The sequence below is a fragment of the Hymenobacter crusticola genome (assembly GCF_002154225.1).
GTDB classification, from domain to species: Bacteria; Bacteroidota; Bacteroidia; order Cytophagales; family Hymenobacteraceae; genus Hymenobacter; species Hymenobacter crusticola.
This window is the reverse complement of sequence record NZ_MTSE01000002.1, coordinates 426107-441589: the sequence shown is the minus strand read 5'-3', so window position 1 is coordinate 441589 and position 15483 is coordinate 426107. Positions and strand designations below refer to the sequence as shown.

General features: G+C 51.1%; 16 protein-coding genes. 6 read left to right on the top strand and 10 right to left on the bottom strand.

Features of this window, described 5'->3' with window-relative positions:
- The first annotated feature begins 294 nt into the window (after positions 1–294).
- The 4 genes from BXP70_RS05160 (at position 295) to trxA (ending at position 2808) form a co-directional block, all read left to right on the top strand.
- Complete coding sequence (locus tag BXP70_RS05160; RefSeq protein WP_086592954.1) at positions 295–813, top strand: GbsR/MarR family transcriptional regulator; 519 nt, start codon at positions 295–297, stop codon at positions 811–813.
- A gap of 88 nt (positions 814–901) precedes the next feature.
- Positions 902–1825, top strand: coding sequence for a TIGR01777 family oxidoreductase (locus BXP70_RS05155; protein ID WP_086592953.1), 924 nt, complete (start codon positions 902–904; stop codon positions 1823–1825).
- 85 nt (positions 1826–1910) lie between these two features.
- Positions 1911–2297 carry a hypothetical protein gene (locus tag BXP70_RS05150; RefSeq protein WP_086592952.1) on the top strand — a complete coding sequence of 129 codons (387 nt, stop codon included), beginning with the start codon at positions 1911–1913 and terminating at the stop codon, positions 2295–2297.
- Positions 2298–2478: 181 nt separating this feature from the next.
- Positions 2479–2808 (top strand): thioredoxin, encoded by a 330-nt coding sequence (trxA, locus tag BXP70_RS05145; RefSeq protein ID WP_086592951.1) that lies wholly within the window; start codon positions 2479–2481, stop codon positions 2806–2808.
- Between the two features lie 515 nt (positions 2809–3323).
- Here the strand turns inward: trxA and BXP70_RS05140 are convergent.
- Positions 3324–4289: an energy transducer TonB gene (locus BXP70_RS05140; protein ID WP_086592950.1), complete on the bottom strand. Its 966-nt coding sequence runs from the start codon at positions 4287–4289 to the stop codon at positions 3324–3326.
- Between the two features lie 170 nt (positions 4290–4459).
- Here BXP70_RS05140 and BXP70_RS29370 point away from each other — a divergent pair, with 170 nt between their 5' ends.
- Positions 4460–4753, top strand: coding sequence for a hypothetical protein (locus BXP70_RS29370; RefSeq protein WP_143436372.1), 294 nt, complete (start codon positions 4460–4462; stop codon positions 4751–4753).
- A gap of 71 nt (positions 4754–4824) precedes the next feature.
- On the opposite strand, the gene BXP70_RS05130 is transcribed toward BXP70_RS29370, so the two are convergent.
- Both BXP70_RS05130 and BXP70_RS05125 read right to left on the bottom strand, forming a co-directional pair.
- The gene (locus BXP70_RS05130) at positions 4825–5286 is read right to left on the bottom strand and encodes an Lrp/AsnC ligand binding domain-containing protein (protein WP_086592948.1); all 462 of its coding nucleotides are present in this window, start codon (positions 5284–5286) and stop codon (positions 4825–4827) included.
- Between the two features lie 525 nt (positions 5287–5811).
- Positions 5812–8016: a protein-disulfide reductase DsbD family protein gene (locus BXP70_RS05125; protein WP_086593190.1), complete on the bottom strand. Its 2205-nt coding sequence runs from the start codon at positions 8014–8016 to the stop codon at positions 5812–5814.
- 214 nt (positions 8017–8230) lie between these two features.
- Between BXP70_RS05125 and BXP70_RS05120 the strand changes: the two genes are divergently transcribed.
- Positions 8231–9571, top strand: coding sequence for a hemolysin family protein (locus BXP70_RS05120; RefSeq protein WP_086592947.1), 1341 nt, complete (start codon positions 8231–8233; stop codon positions 9569–9571).
- Between the two features lie 89 nt (positions 9572–9660).
- Here BXP70_RS05120 and BXP70_RS31000 read toward each other — a convergent pair whose 3' ends face one another.
- The 7 genes from BXP70_RS31000 to BXP70_RS05085 form a co-directional block, all read right to left on the bottom strand.
- Positions 9661–9900, bottom strand: coding sequence for a DUF2752 domain-containing protein (locus tag BXP70_RS31000; RefSeq protein WP_394334974.1), 240 nt, complete (start codon positions 9898–9900; stop codon positions 9661–9663).
- A gap of 58 nt (positions 9901–9958) precedes the next feature.
- On the bottom strand, positions 9959–10540 hold the full coding sequence (locus BXP70_RS30305) for a TM2 domain-containing protein (RefSeq protein ID WP_218779742.1): 582 nt from the start codon (positions 10538–10540) through the stop codon (positions 9959–9961).
- A gap of 398 nt (positions 10541–10938) precedes the next feature.
- Entirely contained in the window at positions 10939–11466 is a 528-nt protein-coding gene (locus BXP70_RS05105) for a gamma carbonic anhydrase family protein (protein WP_086592944.1), read from the bottom strand.
- A 103-nt stretch (positions 11467–11569) separates the two neighbouring features.
- Positions 11570–12553: a radical SAM protein gene (locus BXP70_RS05100; protein WP_086592943.1), complete on the bottom strand. Its 984-nt coding sequence runs from the start codon at positions 12551–12553 to the stop codon at positions 11570–11572.
- A gap of 70 nt (positions 12554–12623) precedes the next feature.
- Positions 12624–13382 (bottom strand): endonuclease III domain-containing protein, encoded by a 759-nt coding sequence (locus BXP70_RS05095; protein WP_086592942.1) that lies wholly within the window; start codon positions 13380–13382, stop codon positions 12624–12626.
- Positions 13383–13538: 156 nt separating this feature from the next.
- The gene (locus BXP70_RS05090; protein WP_086592941.1) at positions 13539–14246 is read right to left on the bottom strand and encodes an OmpA family protein; all 708 of its coding nucleotides are present in this window, start codon (positions 14244–14246) and stop codon (positions 13539–13541) included.
- A gap of 398 nt (positions 14247–14644) precedes the next feature.
- Entirely contained in the window at positions 14645–15397 is a 753-nt protein-coding gene (locus BXP70_RS05085; protein ID WP_245849510.1) for an OmpA family protein, read from the bottom strand.
- Positions 15398–15483 lie beyond the last annotated feature (86 nt).

The following is a 15483-nucleotide window of genomic DNA, read 5'->3' as shown; positions in this document are numbered from 1 at the left end:
AGTAGAGTCAGACTTAACCAACAAGGTGACTCCGTTACTATTCGGCAAGGCTGCCTAGGTTACACGGTTCCTGTATCTTTTCAATCTAACTCTTCTCGCTCCTTCGACACGCTTGCCATTTATGGTCTTGGCAAATTCGTTCGTATGGATTCGGTTGATTTCAGAATTGCTCGGCGCATGTTTCTAGTTGAACATCGCCGTAAGACAGCTATCAGGATTAGGAGATTGAAAGAGAGGTAAAATATTTCTTTCAATTATTATTGAAAGTTTGAAATACTCTTATACATTTGAACCATGCAACTCGACGAAGCCAAAAGCAAGTTCATAGAAGGCTGGGGTACCCTAGGTTCGGCCTGGGGCGTGAGCCGGACGATGGCCCAGGTGCACGCCTTGTTGCTGGTATCGCCGAATGCACTGAGCACCGAAGACATCATGGACCAGCTCCAGATTTCGCGGGGCAACGTGAACATGAACGTGCGCGCCCTCATGGATTGGGGCATTGTGCGCAAGGAGCTCCGGCCCGGCGAGCGGCGCGAGTTCTTCTCCGCCGAAAAAGACATTCATCGGGTGGCTACCCTCATCTTGCAAGAACGCCGCAAGCGGGAGCTAGAACCTATTATGCGCGTACTCGGCGAAATCAGCCAGGTAGAGCCCTCCCCCACTTCCACGCCGGAGGAAACAGAGGCTTTTACCAAGATGATAGCCAGTGTGCAGAGCTTCGCCAACTTTGCCAATAGTGCCGCTTCCACACTCATCAAAGCCGATGAGAATTGGTTTCTGAGCACGTTTATGAAGCTAATGCGCCCGAGCTAAGGACCGGGCTTATTTTTTTGCTTCTTTATTTCAAATTTTATTGAAAGTTTAGAATTAATAGAACACATATACTTCAACCGCTTTCGTCATGGAAAAGCCCAAGATGATTATTGCCGGTGGCAACGGGTTTCTCGGCAAACACCTAGTTCACTACTTCACGGAACTTGGCTACCAGGTAATTACCCTCACGCGCAAACGCGGGTACCGTATCGGCATGCTGCACTGGGATGGGCACACGCTTGGGCCATGGACGAAAGCATTAGAAGGCGCAGCCGTAGTACTCAACCTAGCTGGCCGCTCGGTAGATTGTCGCTACCATATTGTCAATCAATATGCTATCATCCGCAGCCGGCTTGATAGCACCAAGGTGCTAGGCGAGGCTATTGCTCAGTGCCAAAACCCGCCAGCGGTGTGGCTGAATGCTTCGACAGCCACCATCTACACCGACACCCGAGACGAACAGCCCGCTAACACCGAAGCCGATGGCTGCATCGGGCGGAACTTCTCGGAACGGGTGGCGCAGCAGTGGGAAGCCGAGTTTTGGGTGGCTGCTACGCCGCACACGCGCCGGGCGGCCTTACGCACAGCCATCGTGCTAGGTGCTGGTGGCGGCGCCCTCCCTGTGATGGCGCGGCTGGCTCGCTGGGGCCTAGCAACCCCGCAGGGCGACGGACGACAATGGATGAGCTGGCTGCACATCGATGACTTCTGCCGGGCGCTGGAGCTACTGATTGCGCGCCCCAATTTAGAAGGAACTTTCAACCTCTGCGCCCCGCAGCCCATTCGCAACGAGGACTTCAACGCCCAGCTCTGCCAACACTACCAACCTAGGTGGCAACTGCCGCAACCCAAATGGTTGCTGGAAATCGGGGCTTTCTTGCTGCGCACCGAGACGGAGCTAATTCTGAAAAGCCGCAAAGTGGTACCGCAACGGCTACTCGCGCAAGGCTTCACCTTCCGCTTTCCTACTTGCGACCTAGCCCTGTCCAACTTACTCCCGCAGCTTACCTAGGTTTTTATGCGCAATGCACGCCCTCCTACCTCACTCCTACGCGCTAGCCTCTCGTTTTACTCTTCACTTTTCAATCTAAGAAACCATGAACTACTATTTATTAGTCTACGGCGCCTATCTGCCCATCACAGTGCTGCTCACCATCTGGGTGGCCCGCACGCTCTTCACCAATGGCCGCACTTTTTTGGTCGATATTTTCCATGGCAACGAGCCGCTGGCCGATTCGGTCAACAAGCTATTGCTCACCGGTTTTTACCTGATCAACGTGGGATACGCTACGCTCACGCTGCGCAGTACGGCCGAAGTGCACAGCTACCAACAAACTGTTGAGACGCTAAGCGTTAAAGTGGGCACCATTATCTTGATCCTAGGTGCCATGCACTTCTTCAATCTTTACGTCTTCTACAAGCTCCGTGGTCGGGCTCGTGATGAAGCACGCGCTTACGACTTTGTATTAAACAAACCACAGTAGCTTCTGTTGATAGCCTTGGTTTGATCCCTGCAAAGGCAGAAGCGTTCAACAACCTATGTATATACGTTTATTAATTCAACTTTTGAACTTTATACATTGCAGCTTGTTGAACTCCCAACTGCTACCTTGCGGCCCGGTTGACCGTAAACAGCACATCTTTTGAACATAAACCCTGACTATCATGGGACACAAAACCATCGAAATTACCGATGCTAACTTCGACGAAATTATCAACTCTGATAAGCCTGTACTCGTGGACTTCTGGGCCGAGTGGTGCGGCCCGTGCCGCATGGTTGGCCCGGTAGTGGAAGAGTTGGCTGGCGAATACGAAGGCAAAGCCGTTATCGGTAAAGTTGACGTAGACTCTAATCCACAGACGTCGGCCAAGTTCGGCATCCGCAGCATCCCAACGCTGCTGGTGTTCAAAAATGGCCAAATCGTGGATAAGCAAGTAGGTGCTGTACCGAAGCACGTACTCGCTCAGAAACTAGATGCGCAAGTAACCGCTTAGTTTACCTAGGCACTACATAGAAAAGCCCCGCTCCTCCAAGGAAGAGCGGGGCTTTTTCGTGTTCTAAGGCTAGGCTAGCTTACTTGCTACTCCCATCGTGGCATGGTCGTTCTTATACTCAGCCACGCTCGGCAGCAGTAGGCTTATGGTCCTCATCGCACTTACGATCTTTGTCATGATCATCTTGCCGGATTTCAGAGGCAGGAGCAGCACCTAGGGGTAGTACAGCGGCGTTGGAAGGGATGGAAGCTAACAGGCAAAAGCGGCTGCAAGGGCAAACAAGGAGCTTTCATGGATAAAGCAATAAGGCTTAATGAGTTGAGAAGAATAGTTGGCAATTAGTTGGGCCACTACCACTCAGACAGAAAGTTTAAAGACGTATCTGCCTTTCTTAACTCAAGCGTTATGCCAGCTAGCCTCCTCTGCCAATAGCCTAAAGGAATTAAACTACGCACACACAATAAATTACCTCGATAAGAAAACAGATAGAGAGGTGGATTTAACCGACCAAGCCCTCATAAGCCTTCGTCCGGATAACCCACTCGCGCTTCAGTCGGGGGCTCCTGGGCGGGGCGCACGCCGTGTAATAATGTAAAGGAGGGAGCAAAATGAATTGGCAACGTGTACGTCATCGCGGTGGGCACATTGTACTCATGGCCCGGTTGGAATGCGGGCAAGCTAGCTACCACGCGCCGGGCTTCGCTATCGATTTCGGGAGAGAGACCCCGTGCGATGTGTATTTGCCCTACCTGACCATCTTCGCCAACGGTGTAGGACACGTGCACACTGCCGATGATATTGCGCTGCCGGGCCGTTTTGGGGTACACCGTGTTGCGGGCCAGGTAGTCGAGCAAGGCAGCTTCACCACCCGGAAATGCCGGCGCTTGCCGGCGCGGTCCACCAGCCGAGCTAGGTGTGCCATCGGCTTGGTATAAAGCAAGGCTCATACTGCGGCCTTGGCTCAAGCGTTCTACTGCGCTAAGCTGACCTGTGTTGAAGTAATAACGCCATTCGCCGTGTGGCCGCCCGAGTACATAGTGTCCTTCGGAACGCTTTTGACCGTTGCGGTGCACACTAAGCCAGCGCCCAGTGCGCCGCCCACTCATGTATTCGCCCCGCTGGCGTACGCGTCCATCTTCGTACCAAGCTAGGTATAAGCCGTTAGCTTTATCGTTGTGGTACTGCACTTGGCTGGCTTTGGCGCCGCTCGGGTGAAACCATGTGAACACACCATTGCGCACCGGCGGATCGATAGCCGATAAAGTGCCCTGTAACAGCAATGTACCAGCTAATGAATACTCGCGCATCCCGTAGCCTCCCGTCTCTTCTTTCTGGTTGACGACGCGGTAATGAGTAGCGCTATCGGGTACCGTTTCTTGGTTGCGAGCGTTCAGATACACTGCTGGTAAACTTTGTCCACAGCTCACGCGGGGCATTGCTCCCAACAGCACCAATGCCAAAAGGGGTAAGTAAACGCTCATGAGACCAAGGCACGAGGGGAATAGGATAGCTACGAAAAGTACTCACGCTGAAAGCATCAGCAGCAGTATATAAAAATAGTTAAGTAGATCAATACTTTCCAGGCCGTAAGCTCAACTTTTAGCTTATCCTTTCGTTATTTATGTACTTTCTCACCTTATTTTCTCTCCCTATGTTTCGCTCTCTTCAGCTTACCTGTTTGCTGAGCTTGGCTGGTTCCATTGCCGTGGCTCAAACGCCTACTACTTCCACCCAACAAGCTAGCCACAGCAGCACGACCACAAAAACGTCGAAGACGACTACTCGCCCCGCTGCCACCTCTACTGTGAAGACGACTACTTCTACAGGAGGCACTAGCACGAGAGCCGCTTCTACCAAAACGACGACAGCTCCTGTACGCAAAGAATCGTCGGCCGCGTCTAGCAAAACGACCAAAACGACAACGACCACTAAATCTACTATGTAGGTCAACGACCTAGCCAAAACGAAAAAGAGCCGCCTATATCTAGGCGGCTCTTTTTCGTTTTGGCTAGGTGCCTAACGCAGTTGCACGGGGCGGTTTAGGGTTTCCTCTAAGGAGATAAGCGTCTCGGTTCGTTCGATGCCTTCGATGTGCTGTACTTGGTCGTGAAGTACATCACGCAAATGCTGGGTGTCGCGGCACACGATGCGGGTAAACATGCCATAATTACCTGTTGTATAGTAGATGCTCACTACTTCCGGGATTTTTCGCAGCTGCTCAGCCACACTATTATAGAGCGAGCTTTTCAAGAGGTAAATGCCTAGAAAGGCCGTCATTCCATAGCCTAGCTTTTGATAATCAACGCGTAAGGTAGCACCTTGCACGATACCTAGCTCCTCCATGCGTGCCATTCGGACGTGTACTGTACCACCCGAGACGTGTACTTTCCGCGCAATCTCGGTGTAGGGCATTTTGGCATCTTCCAGCAACAGCGCTAGAATCTTACGATCGGTGTCATCAAGTTCGTAATTCCTCATATTATTTGGGTGGGGTGATTATGTGCCTTTCAAAAATAACAGCCATAAATTAAAAATACTGTAAATTTTCAATTAAAAGCCGTCAATGTTTTTACAATAAGGATTCTTCTTCTACATTTGTCATAATCAAACGCGAACGGCGGGCGAGTCAAAATGTAGAATGATGAAATTGGCAGACATGCCCTCCTCTCTCGGGGGTGGTGATTTGGGAGAAACTGGTCCGGCGGCCGGCTAACTACACCGTGGAGGTTCGAACCCTTCTTCTACAGCTTTTTGGGTGGACAATGTGTGAGGGGAAATAACGGAACGTATCTGGGTGGGTGCGTTCTTATTTAAGAGGCTGCATCTGGGTGGGTGCAGCCTTTTTATTTTATATTTCTGCGTGTTTTTGCACGGCGAATCTACGTAAAAAGGGAGCCAACAGTCTTACCTGTGGCTCCCTTTTTTCTTGTTTGGCTAGTAAACTCCTCAGCCAAATCGCATTAGTATTTGAAAATCGGCAACATTACGCGGCTGATTTTGCGATTAGCGGCTTGCTACGGGCGCTGCCGACTGTTGGTAGCTAGCTAGTCCAGCATCTAAGAACTTTACAAAGTCGGCCACATCGGGCTCGTAGGCTACTGGTGTCACGAGCGGTTGGTTGCTGGTGCCATCGGGGTTCAGCAGCACGTAGTACGGCTGCGCATTAACGCCATAGTTTACCACCTGCAAATCGGCATTTTGCTTACCAAGCGTTGTTTTTTCCTGTCCGTCGCGCTTTGAGGTATACCACTCGGTCTTGGGTAGCTCCGTTTTATCGTCGACATACAAGGCCACTACTACGTACTTCTCGCGCAGGCGCTTCAGTACTTGCGGATCACTCCAAACGGTAGCTTCCATTTTGCGACAGTTTACGCAGGCATGGCCCGTGAAATCAATGAAGATAGGCTTGTGTTGCTGACGGGCGCAACGCTTAGCTTGCTCAAGATCAAAGTAGCCCTGCAGGCCGTGCGGCAGTTCTAGGTACTCTGCGTAGCGCGGTTGCTCGCACAAGGTGTTGGTCGCTGCCATCGCCGGTGCTTCGGCGCTAGCTAGGCTAAAGTCGCGGTTACTTTGAGGCGGCAGATAACCTGCTAGCAGCGGCAGCGGCGCACCAAATAGGCCCGGCACTAAATACACCATGAAGCTAAAAGCAAGCACGGCCATCAGTAGGCGTCCTACGCTCACGTGGGGCAAGTCGCTGTCGTGGGAGAGCTTAAACTTCCCTAGCAGGTACAGGCCAAGTAACGCCGACAGCACAATCCACAGCACCAAATACACATCACGGTTGAGAATATTCCAGTGATAGGCAAGGTCAGCCATGCTCAAAAACTTAAGTGCTAGCATCAACTCGATGAAGCCCAGTACCACCTTCACCGTATTCAGCCACCCACCCGAACGAGGCAAGCTCTTGAGCCACGATGGAAAAATAGCGAACAATGTAAAAGGCAGCGCAAAGGCCAGCGAAAAGCCGAACATACCAACTACTGGCATAATCGTCTGTCCCCGTGCAGCTAGGCCAAGTACCGTAGCCACAATAGGCCCTGTGCAGGAAAAGGATACGAGCACAAGGGTGAAAGCCATGAAAAAGACTCCTAGCCAGCCTCCTTTATCGGCTTGCGCGTCGGCTTTATTCACAATGGCGTGCGGCAGCGTAATCTCGAACAAGCCTAAAAAGGACAAACCGAACACCACAAAGACTACAAAGAAGACCAGGTTGGGTAGCCAGTGCGTAGCCATAAAATTAGGCCCGTCTTCACCTAGCAAACGTGCTACTACAACCCCAATAATAGTATAGATCAGGATGATAGACAGACCGTAGACTAGGGCCTTCAGAATACCTTGGCTACGGCTATCGGCGCTACCCGTGAAGAATGACACCGTCATGGGTACCATCGGGAACACGCAAGGGGTAATAAGCGCAGCGAGGCCCGATAAGAAGGCCAAAAAACCAAAGCTCCACAAACTGCCCCCGTCGGCGGCAGTAGCACCGGCAACAGCAGTTGATGCTACCGTAGCTGCCGACGTAGTGGCTGGCGTAGAGCCTGACTCATTGCTCGTAATGGTAGCCGCGGCGGCTTGCGTGGCAGTATCAACCGGGGCAGATGCGATTGTTGTAGCGGCTGCCGTAGCTTTTGGGGGCGCGATGGTAGCCAGCGCGACACTATCCGCGGAAGCTGGCGTGATGGCTCCGGTGGGTTTGCTAGGTTTGGCAGGTGCAGCCGCTTTGCCGGTTATCTCTACGGGGCCGAAGCTGAGTTTTTCATCGCCCGGGATACAGCGCCCATCTACGTCGGTGCAGCTTTGATATTCTACGCTGGCTTGGATAGTGAGCGGCCCTGGCTGGAGCACCCGAATGCGCTGGCGAATTTGGCCAGTCTTCTCAAAGTACATTACGTCGCCTTTAAAGACGTCGTCGAAGTGCTTGGTCGCGCCTACTGACTTGGGTTTACCGACAACTTCGTAAGCAGTACTCTTCGGGAATGTAAAAGCAAACACCGTCGGACCTAGGTCGGGGTCGAAGTCGGTGGCGTAAAGGTGCCACTTATCGTCGATTCGCGCGTTCACGATCAACTCAATTTCCTCTCCCACTTGGGCGGCCGGTTTGCTGACGGCAGTGGAGAGTTTGGTGGGCGTGAGCACCTGGGCCGAAGCCACCAGTGCAAAGCACCAGGTAAGTAAGAAGGTCAGCAAACTTATTTTTCGCGGCATAAACATGCAGTAACAAAAAGGCAAAGTTCAGTAAGAGAACAAACAAAGTTCGGCAGGAAGTGTCACACTTTCTGCTATAAGCATTGATAATCCAGATGAACCAGCATGCTTGCCAGACTGTTGTCTTATTCTTTACCCCGAACCGCTTGGGCGGAATCTCGTACTTTTGTCATAACATGGGGGCTAGGCCGGCTAAGCCTACGCAACCGACACTATGGGCTTAAACATACTATTTACCGTTCTGCTGGTTTTGCTGAACGGATTTTTTGTAGCAGCAGAGTTTGCTCTGGTCAAGCTGCGTCTCTCTCAAATGGAGGTGAAAGCGCAGGAAGGCAATCGATTAGCAAAGCTCACGCTCACCTTATTGCAAAATCTAGACGCTTATCTTTCTGCTACGCAGCTGGGCATTACGCTCGCCTCCCTCGCACTGGGTTGGATCGGTGAGAGTGTCGTAGCAGAGATTGTACTGGCTATTATTCACAAATTAAACCTTGCGTGGTCGCCCGAAACGGTGCACCGGGTTGCGCTTGGCACCTCGTTTTCGCTGATTACCACGTTACATATTGTCATTGGAGAGCAAGCACCTAAGGTGCTAGCTATTCAGCAACCCGAAAACACAAGCTTGATTATCGCGGCGCCTTTGCGGGGCTTCTACATCATCACGTTTCCATTTATCTGGATGTTGAACAAGCTGTCCAACTTGGTTGCAGGCTTGTTTGGTGGTCACGTAACGCACAGCGGCGATGTACACTCCGCCGAAGAAATCCGGTTGTTGCTTGACCAGAGCAAGCAGAGCGGTGAGATTCAGGAGTCGGAGCACGAGTTGATCGAGAATGTGTTCGAGTTCAACGACCGAATGGTAAAGCAAATTATGGTGCCGCGCACCAAAATTGCCGCTATCGACGTGAAATCACCCCAGGATACCGTCTTAGAAACCGTGTACAGCGAAGGTTATTCTCGTATCCCCGTGTATGAGGAGTCCATCGACAATATTGTGGGTATTCTTTACGTGAAAGACTTGCTTCAGCTCATTCGACGCAACGAGTCAGTGGAGCTTTCCAAGATTATGCGCCCAGCCTACTTCGTGCCCGAGACGAAGAAGATTAATCGCCTACTGCGCCAGTTTCAGCGCAAGCATATGCACATTGCCATCGTGAGCGACGAGTTTGGCGGTGTTTCTGGCATCGTTACTATTGAAGATATTATCGAGGAGCTCGTTGGTGAAATCCAAGACGAGTACGACAACGAAGTACCCGTAGTGGAGAAAATATCCGAGAACGAGTACCGTGTAAACGCGTCCACCCCCATTTCCGACGCCAACGAGTACCTCCCTTACCCTTTACCTGAGGGCGAAGATTATGAGACCGTAGGCGGCTTGCTCAACCTAATTTATGGTAACATCCCGGAAGTAGGAGATGTCGCCGTGCTCGAGAACTACGAGTTTCGCATTTTGAAACGCTCGAAGCGAGTGGTGGATTTGGTCCAGTTACGTGTTACACGTGCCGACGCGACTTCGGATGATAATGATTTGAAGGCCCTGGAATCGGATAATTAAGTAACGGGGACAGCTTCATTTTACTCAAGCATAAAAAAACGCTCTAGATACCTAGAGCGTTTTTTTATGCTTGAGTAAAATCCTTAGTGCTAATCAATGAGCTCTTGGCTTAGTCGTCGTGACTGATTCCATACTTCCTGACCCCATAACCAAGTCAGCATAGGCAACACTATCACGACTAGCGGGTTATATTTCCAGGCCTGTTGCCAATCAAAATGCAAGGCATGCATGCAAGCACGAGCCATACCGCAGCCTAGACATGCGCGATGTAATAACAGTTGGCTCAAGCAGATTGATTGGCCATGATCGAAGAAGGATGCTGGTAGCACTAGCAATAAAAGCCAAAGCCCAACTGAACCTACGACTACAACTAGCGCCCGACCACGCTTAAAGTTTTTTCGCGTACTCACCACCTTTTGGTTTCAAGTCGCCAGTAATAATACGAATTAGATCGATTAAAGCCCAGATGCCACAACCACCCAACGTTAGTAGCTGCACTATTCCGATGCCAGTATAGCCAAGATAGAAGCGGTGAATGCCAAGCCCACCAACTAGGATAGCTAGGACTAAGGCTACCACCTGACTTTTCCCTCCGGCTTCTGTCGCCTCTGGTGCTTTCTTTAGAGTCTGCTTGATCATCTGCTTCGCCACTCTACGCTCAGCTTTGGCAGATGCAGTAGTAATAGATTTTTCTTCGATGCTGGCAGCTTTAGTTAGAGTAGCAGCAGTTTTCATCTTTACTGGAACGGCTGCTGCTTGAGCAATAGCATAGGCAGAAGTTACGGTTGGAGCAACTGCACCCTCCGTCGAAGCAGTCAGAGTAGCATTGTCAAGCGTTACTCTTGGAGCCTCTTCCCTAGAAGCAGAAATACTTACAATATGCGTTGCGCTGCCATGATAAGGCGAAGTCGCAGGTTTGAACGCAAAATTGGCTTTGCTACAAGCGGACAGCGAGGCGACACCTATCAAAACGGCAAATAGGTGAGCATATTATTTGTTCATAAAAAAGGTTGGTAAATAAGAGGTGAATATGAGAAAAAGAAGAAATGATCTTTACTAGAGTTTAGATTAGTTGATTGCAATGAATGTGTCTTGCGTTCAAGTAAATTGACATAATTGCAAATATATTTAAATTAATATATTACATATAAATAACTAACTTAGCTTTTACACTTGCGCATTCTCTCCATAAAAGGCGCACATATAACACGCTTAATTGTGCTTAACCATGTTGTCAGTCATCATACTCGAAGCTCATAGCGAAACCGTGTGGCAAAAGTATAATCCTGCCTACTAGCTTGTCAATCACACGAAAATGTGAGTCGGACCCAGATTCGCCTACAATCTATACGCTAGCTCTTTCCTTGCTAGCTTGCATTGGCATCGCTGAACCAACTAGCATATAACACATAGTTATCGGCTGTGCGGAGTAAGTTGCTGCGCTGCTGTTCGGTTACGGGCTTGATCTTGCGGGCAGGCACTCCCGCATAAAGGTAGCCAGGCTCACATTGTGTGTTCTCCAACACTATTGCACCCGCCGCAATAATGCAGCCTTGGCCTACCACCGCGTGATCCATTACGATGGCGCCCATACCAATCAGTACATCATCTTCAATGGTGCAACCGTGTACAATGGCGCGGTGACCAACGCTAACGCGCGCGCCTAGAGTAGTGGCGGCCCGTAGGTAGGTGCAGTGCAGCACTGCCCCGTCCTGAATGTTCGTTCGCTCGCCAACACGGATGCTGTTTACATCGCCGCGGATGACGGCATTGAACCACACGGTGCAGTCAGCACCTAGCACCACATCGCCTACGATGGTGGCGTTGTCGGCAACGAAGCAATTGGAACCTAGCTGGGGCGTAATCCCGTGAACTGGTAGAATCAGAGCAGGCATGAGCAGAGTAACGAGTGATGCGAATCGACTAGATCCGGAAGCAATTAAGCAGATAATAAGCTTTCCTCTAGAATCTACTCAGTTGCTTACTCAATTACTTTTTCTACCGTGCGAGCATTCGCTTCCACGTGCCTTTATGCAGGTTGTATTTCAACGTGCTAGGTAGCGCCTGCCAGAAGTATTTGCTGGTTTCGACGGCGAAGCTAGGCTGCATATAGCAGTTAATGGTGCAGCCTTCGCACTGTGGCAGGCGTCCCTCCAATGCCGCTAGTTGCTGCACGTTAGTGGAGTTATAAAGGTCAAATAGTTGGCCCGCTATAGGAAACTGTTGGGTACCTAGGTGGTAACACGGCAGCACCAACTCATTATTGGGAGAGATAACCAGCGTAGTACTAGCTGCGCGACACACAGGCGCCGCCACGTGGTTGCCTCCATCGCGACGTAGTTGAATAAAAGCTTCGTTGAGATACACGCCTTTGCGTTTGCCAAAAGCCGATAAGTAGTCTAGCTCCGCCGTCGTGAGCTGCTCACCTGTAGCCACGCTGTTGTACTCGAAAGCAGGATTTATGATGAGCATTAAGCCATTAGGCTGCGCAATGGTACGGTACACAACTTCTAAGTCGGCTAAGTTCTCGCGGAAAACGGTGAACAAAATATCGGGCCGCTCTCCTAGTTCCTTCGCTACCCGAATGCTTTCGAGCACAAAGTCGAAGCACGCTACGCCGCGGCCTTTGTCGTGGACTTCCTTTTCCGAAGCATCGAGGGAGAAGTGAAGCATATCCACTTTTCCGCGCAAACGCTCTGCGTACTTTGGATAAAGCAGGCAATTGGTGGTGAGCGTGGTAATGAAACCTAGGTCGTGGGCTAAGCCTACAAATTCATGAATCTGGCGGTGCAGTAGCGGCTCGCCGCCCGTGAAATCGACAACACTCACCCCAAGCCGCTTCAGGTCGCGCAGGTTTTGCTCTACATCAGCTAATTGGATGTAAGGGGACGGTTTCTCCCAAATGTCGCAGAATGAGCAACGCGCATTGCACCGGTACGTGACGTAGTAATTACACAGGACCGGATGATGAACAAGGCGCATGGATTAGCTGCTAGCTTTAGGTTGCAAGCTACAAGCTTTTACATGAACCCGGTCTACTACCTAGCTTGCCTCAATGCTGCAGTTCACCCCAAGCTGTATCCCAGTGCTTTGGGGTAGCAGCTAGGGCCTCCGCCGTAGCCGGGCCATAATGTTCCTCGTAGTAATTGCAGAAGCCCTTCAGCGGACACCGCACGCAATCTGGTTTCGTGAAAAAGCAGATATGCTGCCCATGCCAATAATTATGTTTGTGGAAGTTGAGGAGCACCACCGCGTCTTTAGGCAATTGCGCTAACAGTAACTGATGCGCTTTTTCCACCGACACTTTCGGACCGATCATTCCTACGCGTTGTGCTACTCGGTGCACGTGTGTGTCAACGGGTAGCACCGGCTTCTGGAAGTTAAAGAGAAGTACGAGCGAGGCAGTTTTTAGGCCAATACCAGGCATATCCGTTAGCCACTGCAATCCTTTCTCTACTGGCCAATCAGCCAAGAAATCCAGGTTAAACTCGCCCCGCTCGGCCTTAATGCGGCGTAGGATTTCCTGAATACGTGGTGCCTGCGTATCGGGCCAACGGGTAGTGCGAATGGCATGGGCCAAAGCAGGCAAAGCCGCCGCAAGTACGCCTTCCCAATCGCCAAACTCCTCCAGCATCCGGCTATAGGCTAGCTCTTCGGCCACGTGCGTCGTTCGGTGCGAGAGCAACGTCGAAATCAATTCGCGCATGGGCGTACGGCGCGGTGCCAGTGGCAATGGGCCATAGAAATCATGCAGGATAAGGTGGTTCTGCCAGGTCTTCTGGTCGGGCGTGAGGGTGGTAGCAGCGGTCATAGCCTGTTGTACCGGCTAGCCCAACGCTAGGTTACGAGCTAGGTAGCACTGGCGGCTTACTGGCACATAAGACCTAGCTTCTAACGGACACAAAAAAAGCGCTGGCTCCTTCTGGAACCAGCGCTTCGTTACTGCTAAAGCGCTAAGCGCTTTGCCTTAGATGGTGCCTTTCTCAGCAGCTTTCTTCAGCTTTTCATTGGCATAGATGGCTACTTCTACACGACGGTTAGCCGTACGGCCAGCTTCCGTTGCGTTGTCAGCAACTGGTTGCTTCGAGCCATAGCCTTGGGTCGTTAGGCGCGAGGTGTCGATGCCTTGTGCCGTGATAGCATTGGCGACAGCCTGAGCGCGACGCTTCGACAGCGGATCGTTGATGGCATCGGTACCGGTGTTGTCGGTGTGGCCTTCGATTAGCACGTTGGTATCACCGTACTTTTTCAGCGTGGCAGCCAACGTATTAATGTTTTCAGCGGCAGCACTGGTCAAAGTAGCCGAGTTCTTAGCGAACAAGATCCCCGAGTTGAAGGTGATTTTGATGCCTTCGCCCACGCGCTCTACTTTGGCGCCTTCCATGTCTTTCTTCAGCTCAGCAGCTTGCTTGTCCATGCGGCGGCCAATAAGAGCGCCAGCACCACCACCTACAGCAGCACCAATGATAGCACCACCAGCCGTGCTGTTTTTGCCACCAATTACGCGGCCTAGTACGCCACCTACAACGGCACCACCACCAGCACCTAGCAGACCACCTTTGGCAGTTTTACTCCAAGGCTTCTTGGTCTTGGCTGAGTCTTGGGCGTTTGCGAAACTAGTGCCTAGCAGCAGGAAAGCTAGCATTAAGGCGAAATACGAACGGAGAGTTTTCATGTTTCTGAGTTTATTTATTTGTAGTAAGAAAAGTGAGCTAGGGCAGATAAGTGTTTAGCGATAGCTCTGAAGGAATCCTTTTCTACCCAACATTTTGCAACCTCCTTGCCAAAACGCTGAGAATGGTTGATAAATTATTTGAAAAGGATAAAAAAACCCTCGTAAAAGGCTTTTATCAGCGTTACATCCTTCAGTATCAGCTACCTTGAACACTGCTACTAAGCGGCAAATTACAGGCATTTTTTAATACTCCTTGCTTTTATGCTATAGCCCAGCTGCTGGTAAGCTGCTACTTCCCGCCAAACGCTTTGGCCGCCAAAAACTTAGTGTCAGGGGCTTTTATAACAGAAAAGCAGTGCTTGGGAGCACTGCTTTTCTGTTGCGGCAGTTGTTGTGGCTTACAAACGACCAGCTTCGGCCGCTTTCTTCATCTTTTCATTGGCATAGATGGCAATTTCCACCCGGCGGTTGGCCTGGCGGCCTGCTTCGGTAGAGTTATCGGCAAGCGGCTGCGATGAGCCATAGCCTTTGGTGGTGATGCGCGAAGCATCTACCCCTTTCGTACGCGTGTAATCTGCAACGGCTTGGGCGCGGCGCTCTGATAGGGGCTGGTTGATAGCATCGGAGCCAGTGTTGTCGGTGTGGCCTTCTACCAGCACGTTGGTGTCGGGGTATTTGGTCAGCACGGTAGCCATGCGCTCAATCTCGGTCATGGAAGCTGGGCGTAGATCCGCTTTGTTCACGTCAAACAGTATACCCGCGTCAAAGGTGATTTTGATGCCCTCTCCTACGCGTTCTACTTTGGCGTTTTGCATATCACGCTGTAGTTCCTCGGCTTGTTTATCCATCTTGCGACCAATCAGGGCACCACCGGCACCGCCTACACTAGCTCCAATGATGGCGCCAGCGGCCGTACCACTCTTCCCCCCGAGCAATCCGCCAATAACAGCACCCGCTACGGCACCACCACCAGCGCCGAACAGGCCGCCTTTTGTGGTTTTATTCATTCCGGTTTTGCGAGGACCAGTCCCGTTCGCCGAACCTGTGGTAGAATATCCGTCTGATTGATTGGCTTGCTTGGAAGAAGCGCACGAACCCAAAAGCAGGGTAAGCGCCATAAACAAAGAGAGAAGCGACTTGGGAGATTTCATAAATGGGAACTTGTGTGGTAAAGAAGTGTAAGGAGGAAGCTCCTGTGCACCTGCTTACTGCTTCCGAACAAAAAATGTTTAGTTAG